Annotated in this window: 3 protein-coding genes; 2 read left to right on the top strand and 1 reads right to left on the bottom strand. The window is 65.8% G+C overall.

Annotation, left to right across the window (positions count from 1 at the left end; genetic code table 11):
- Positions 1-88: 88 nt before the first annotated feature.
- A complete protein-coding gene (locus RYH74_RS26030) occupies positions 89-553 on the bottom strand; it encodes a CopD family protein (RefSeq protein ID WP_075046126.1) in 465 nt (154 codons plus the stop codon).
- A 98-nt stretch (positions 554-651) separates the two neighbouring features.
- On the opposite strand from RYH74_RS26030, the gene dinG reads away from it, so the two are divergent.
- Together dinG and RYH74_RS26020 are read left to right on the top strand one after the other, a co-directional pair.
- Positions 652-2,796: an ATP-dependent DNA helicase DinG gene (dinG, locus tag RYH74_RS26025; protein WP_317410577.1), complete on the top strand. Its 2,145-nt coding sequence runs from the start codon at positions 652-654 to the stop codon at positions 2,794-2,796.
- An 81-nt stretch (positions 2,797-2,877) separates the two neighbouring features.
- Positions 2,878-5,112 (top strand): beta-galactosidase, encoded by a 2,235-nt coding sequence (locus RYH74_RS26020; RefSeq protein ID WP_075046125.1) that lies wholly within the window; start codon positions 2,878-2,880, stop codon positions 5,110-5,112.
- Positions 5,113-5,166: the final 54 nt, after the last annotated feature.

The raw sequence follows: 5,166 nt of genomic DNA, 5'->3' as shown, positions 1-5,166 counted from the left end.
GAAAACCTGTACTGGCCCTATCGCCGGCAAGCCATGTGCAGTACCTGTGGGAGCTGGCTTGCCGGCGATAGGGCCGGTGCAGGCAATATCAGAACATCAGCCGCGAACTGGCCACGGCTACCACCGCCAGGCCCAGCAGCAGATTGATTCCCACCATCCGCCGAATCCGCCCCAGCACTGCCGCACCTGCCGGCCAGTCCTCGGCCTGCACCGCCGCCCTCAGCTCCGGCAGCAGCAACGCCTGGATGCGCATGAACAGGGCAAACATGGCGATGCCTCCACCGATCATCACCTGCACATACTTCGGTGCAGTCTCGAAGCCGCTGAAGCGCATGTGCAACATGCCGATACCACTTATCGCCAAAATCGCCACGGCCAGCCAGACCCAACCGAAGAAGCGTCGGAAAACTTCCACCCACAAGCGCAGCCGGGCAGGCCCCTCAAGGGCTGCAACCGTTGCCGGGCGCAGCACCAGCCAGGCGAAGAACATGCCGCCGACCCACACCAGGGCGGCCAGGACATGCAGTGTGTAGGGCAGGGCAAAGGCAAGCATCCGGATCTCCATGCGGCATAAAGGGCAATAGCGGGGTATGATAGCCGCCCCATGCGAAACACTGAAAATATATCCAGCCCTCCGGGCGCCTGCAGACCATGATCAGCAACGAACTCAAAGCCACCATCCAGGGCGCCTATACGCGTTTTCTCGAAGCCAAGAGCCTCAAGCCGCGCTATGGCCAGCGCCTGATGATCGCCGAAGTGGCCAAGGTGCTCGGCGACATCGCCTGCGACGAAGAAGGCCGCCGTGCCGGCGAGCCTGCCGTGGTGGCAGTGGAGGCGGGCACCGGTACCGGCAAGACGGTGGCCTACAGCCTGGCTGCCATTCCGGCCGCCAAGGCCGCCGGCAAGCGCCTGGTGATCGCCACCGCCACCGTGGCGCTGCAGGAGCAGATCGTCTTCAAGGACCTGCCCGACCTCATGCGCAGCAGCGGGCTGAACTTCAGCTTCGCCCTGGCCAAGGGCCGTGGCCGCTATCTGTGCCTGTCCAAGCTCGACATCCTGCTGCAGGAGGGCCACGCCCAATCGGCCACCGCCCAGCTGTTCGAGGAAGAAGGCTTCCACATCGAAGTCGACGAGCGCAGCCAGAAGCTGTTCAACAGCATGATCGAGAAGCTTGCCGGCAACCGCTGGGACGGTGACCGCGACAGCTGGCCCGAAGCCCTAGAAGACCAGGACTGGGCGCGCCTGACCACCGACCACAGCCAGTGCACCGGCCGTCATTGCCCGAACTTCCAGCAGTGCGTGTTCTACAAGGCCCGCGAAGGCATGGGCAAGGTCGACGTGATCGTCACCAACCACGACATGGTGCTGGCCGACCTGGCCCTGGGCGGCGGCGCGGTATTGCCCGACCCGCGCGACACCATGTACGTGTTCGACGAAGGCCACCACCTGCCGGACAAGGCCATCGGCCATTTCGCCCACTATTCACGCCTGCGCTCCACTGCCGACTGGCTGGAGCAGACCGCCAAGAACCTGACCAAGCTGCTGGCCCAGCACCCGCTGCCCGGTGACCTGGGCAAGTACATCGAACAGGTGCCGGAGCTTGCGCGGGAAGTGCGCACCCAGCAGCAGTTCATGTTCACCCTGTGCGAGCAGGTTGCCGACTTCCGCCCCAGCGAGGACAACGAAGGCCGTGAGCGCCCGCGCTACCGCTTCGAAGGCGGCGTGGTGCCGGAGCAGATTCGCGAAGTGGGCATCGAGCTGAAAAAGGGCTTTGCCCGCCTCAACGACCTGTTTACCCGCCTGGCCGACCTGCTCAAGGAGGGCATGGACGGTGAGGTCAACATCGGCATCGCCAGCCACCAGGCCGAGGAGTGGTACCCGCTGTTCGGTAGCCTGGTCACCCGTGCCCAGGGCAACTGGGAGCTGTGGACGGCCTTTACCGCCGAAGACCCGGAAGACAGCCCGCCCATGGCCCGCTGGCTGACCCTGGCCGAGAGCGGTGCGCTGTTCGATATCGAAGTCAACGCCAGCCCCATCCTGGCCGCCGAAATGCTTCGCCGCAGCCTGTGGAGCGTGGCCCATGGCGCGCTGGTGACCTCGGCGACGCTGACTGCGCTGGGCAAGTTCGACCGCTTCCGCATGCGCTCGGGGTTGCCGCGTGACGCGGTCACCTGCGTGGTGCCCAGCCCGTTCGTGCATGGAGATGCCGGCCTGCTGCGGGTCCCCGACCTCAAGGCCGACCCGAGGGATGCGGCGGCGCATACCGCAGCGATCATCCGCGAACTGCCGAGCATCGTCGAAGATGCCCGCGGCGCGCTGGTGCTGTTCTCCTCGCGCAAGCAGATGCAGGACGTGTTCGATGGCCTGGACCGTGACTGGCGCAAGCTGGTGCTGATCCAGGGCAACCTGTCCAAGCAGGAAACCCTGAACAAGCACAAGGCGCGGGTCGACGATGGCCAGCACAGCGTGCTGTTCGGCCTGGCCAGCTTTGCCGAGGGTGTCGACCTGCCGGGTGCCTACTGCGAGCACGTGGTGATCGCCAAGATTCCCTTTGCCGTGCCCGACGACCCGGTCGAAGCGGCGTTGGCCGAGTGGATCGAAGCTCGCGGTGGCAACCCGTTCATGGAAATTGCCGTGCCCGACGCCTCGCTGCGCCTGATCCAGGCCTGCGGCCGCCTGCTGCGAACCGAACAGGACCGCGGTGTCATCACCTTGCTTGACCGGCGCCTGGTCACCCAGCGCTATGGCAAGGCTATTCTCAATGCGCTGCCGCCGTTCCGGCGGGAGATTTCCTGACCGCCGGAGCACACTTGCTCCGGCGCGTTGTCCATTACTCAGTCGTGGGCCATGAGGGCCCTGAAGGAGAGCCCCAGCCTTATGGTCCGCCGTACCCTGCCCGCCGTTTTCGCCCTGTTGTTCAGCTCGCCCTTGCTGGCTGGGCAGCAGACGCTGTTCAGCTTCGTGCGCCCGGCTTCGGTGGTCAACGTGGCGACCGAGGATGCCGGCATGCCGCAGTACAACGCGGAGCAGACGGCCGAAGGCGAAGTGTTGCGGCGCGTGGTGTTCAACCCGGCCCAGCGGCCGACCCTGCGCCTGAGCCCGCAAAGCGGTGTGTGGGACTGGTCCGGCGGTCAGTTCCTGACCTTGCGCCTGCAAAGCGCGATGGATTGGGCGCTGACCGTGGACGTCATGGTGCAGGGCAGTGATGGCCGCACGTTGACCAGCCGCATCGACCTTCCGGCCGGTCCTGCGCAAACCGTGATGGTACCGCTGACGGCCAGCTCGCCGCTGAGCCAGGGCATGCGCGCCGGCCCGCCCATGCCCTGGAACCATGGCGGCCAGCGCCTGCTGCTGACCAGCAGTGCCGGCGCGGTCGACCTCAAGCAGGTGGCGTCGGTCAGCCTGAGTATCCCCAACCCCAAGGTGGCGCAGAACCTGCTGATCGAGCGGGTCGGCATCCAGGATGACGACCAGGCCTACAAGGCGGCCTACCATGAGCTGATCGATGCCTATGGCCAGTCCACCCGCGGCCATTGGCCTGAAAAGGTTGCCAATGACGAGCAGCTCAAGGCGGCCGATGCACGTGAGCAGCAACAGCTCAAAGGCTGGCTGGCAGAGCGTGGCAAGCAGCAGCTGGATGCATACGGTGGCCTGCTGGCCGGGCCGGCGTTCGAGGCCAAAGGCTTCTTCCGCACCGAAAAGCGTGACGGCCGCTGGTACCTGGTAACGCCCGAGGGGCATCCGTTCTATTCCCTGGGGGTGAATGCCGTGGCCGCGGATGGCGGGCGTACCTACGTCGCCGGGCGTGAAGGGATGTTCAAGGCGTTGCCGGGCGAGGGTGATGCACTGGCCGCATTCTATGGCGACGGCAACAACGACGACGGCAACCCCTCGTCGCAAGGGCGCAACTTCAAACAGGGGCGCTGGTTCGATTTCTACGCCGCCAACCTGCAGCGCACCTATGGCAAACCCTGCCCGCCCGCGGTAGAAGGGCAGCCGGCCAACTGCCCACCATTGGCGCTGGATACCGCCCGCTGGCAGGCGCATGCGCTCGACCGCCTGCAGGCCTGGGGTTTCAACACGGTCGGCAACTGGAGCGAGCCGGCCCTGGGCCAAGCCAGGCGCATGCCGTACACCTTGCCGCTATCGATCGTGGGGGATTACGCCAGCATCAGCACCGGCATGGACTGGTGGGGCCGCATGCCCGACCCGTTCGACCCGCGTTTTGCCATGGCCACCGAGCGCGCCGTGGCCATTGCCGCCCGCGATCACCGTGACGACCCCTGGCTGATCGGCTATTTCGCCGACAACGAACTGGCCTGGGCCGCCCCCGGTAGCGACCCGAAGGCGCGTTACGGCCTGGCCTACGGTACCTTGCGCCTGACCACCGATGTACCGGCCAAGCGCGCCTTCCTCAAGCAGTTGCGTGACAAGTACCGCAACCAGGAAGGGCTGTCCAAGGCCTGGGGCATCGAGCTGACCGCCTGGGAACTGATGGAGGACCCGGGCTTCGAGGCACCGTTGCCCGACCCGGAGCACCCGGAAATCGAGCGTGACTACCAGCACTTCCAGCAGGTGTTCGCCGAAACCTACTTCAGGACCATTGCCGACTCGTTGAAGTGGCATGCGCCCAATCACCTGCTGCTGGGGGGCCGCTATGCCGTCAGCACGCCGGAGGCGGTCAAGGCCTGCGCGGAGTTCTGCGATGTGCTCAGCTTCAACTTCTATACCCTCAAGCCGCAGGATGGCTACGACTTCGCCCGCCTGGCCGAGCTGGACAAGCCGGTGTTGGTGTCCGAGTTCCAGTTCGGCTCGCGCGATCGCGGGCCGTTCTGGCCGGGGCCGCTGGAAGTGGCGCGGGAAGAAGACCGTGGCCCGGCCTACGGCAACTTCCTCAAGGCGGCCCTGGCGCAGCCGATGATCGTTGGCGCGCACTGGTTCCAGTACCTCGACCAGCCGGCCAGCGGCCGCCTGCTCGATGGCGAGAACGGCCACCTCGGGTTGGTGGCGATCACCGATATGCCATACCCGGGGTTTGTCGATGCCGTGCGCAAGAGCAACTTGCAGGCAATGAGCCAGCTGCGCGCCCAACTGGAAGAACCGGCGCCCTAGCCCAGGACGACGCGGTCTTTTTGGACTGCCCCCAAGAAGTTGGACACCAATCCA

This window comes from Pseudomonas sp. LSJ-87, assembly GCF_032971465.1.
GTDB lineage: Bacteria > Pseudomonadota > Gammaproteobacteria > Pseudomonadales > Pseudomonadaceae > Aquipseudomonas > Aquipseudomonas putida_Z.
This window is presented reverse-complemented; position numbering and strand designations above follow the sequence as displayed.

Excerpts from the sequence above, each read along its gene's own strand:
- RYH74_RS26020 (WP_075046125.1), top strand. The coding sequence starts at position 2,878 with ATGGTCCGCCGTACCCTGCCCGCCGTTTTCGCCCTGTTGTTCAGCTCG.
- RYH74_RS26030 (WP_075046126.1), bottom strand. The coding sequence starts at position 553 with ATGCTTGCCTTTGCCCTGCCCTACACACTGCATGTCCTGGCCGCCCTG.
- dinG (WP_317410577.1), top strand. The coding sequence starts at position 652 with ATGATCAGCAACGAACTCAAAGCCACCATCCAGGGCGCCTATACGCGT.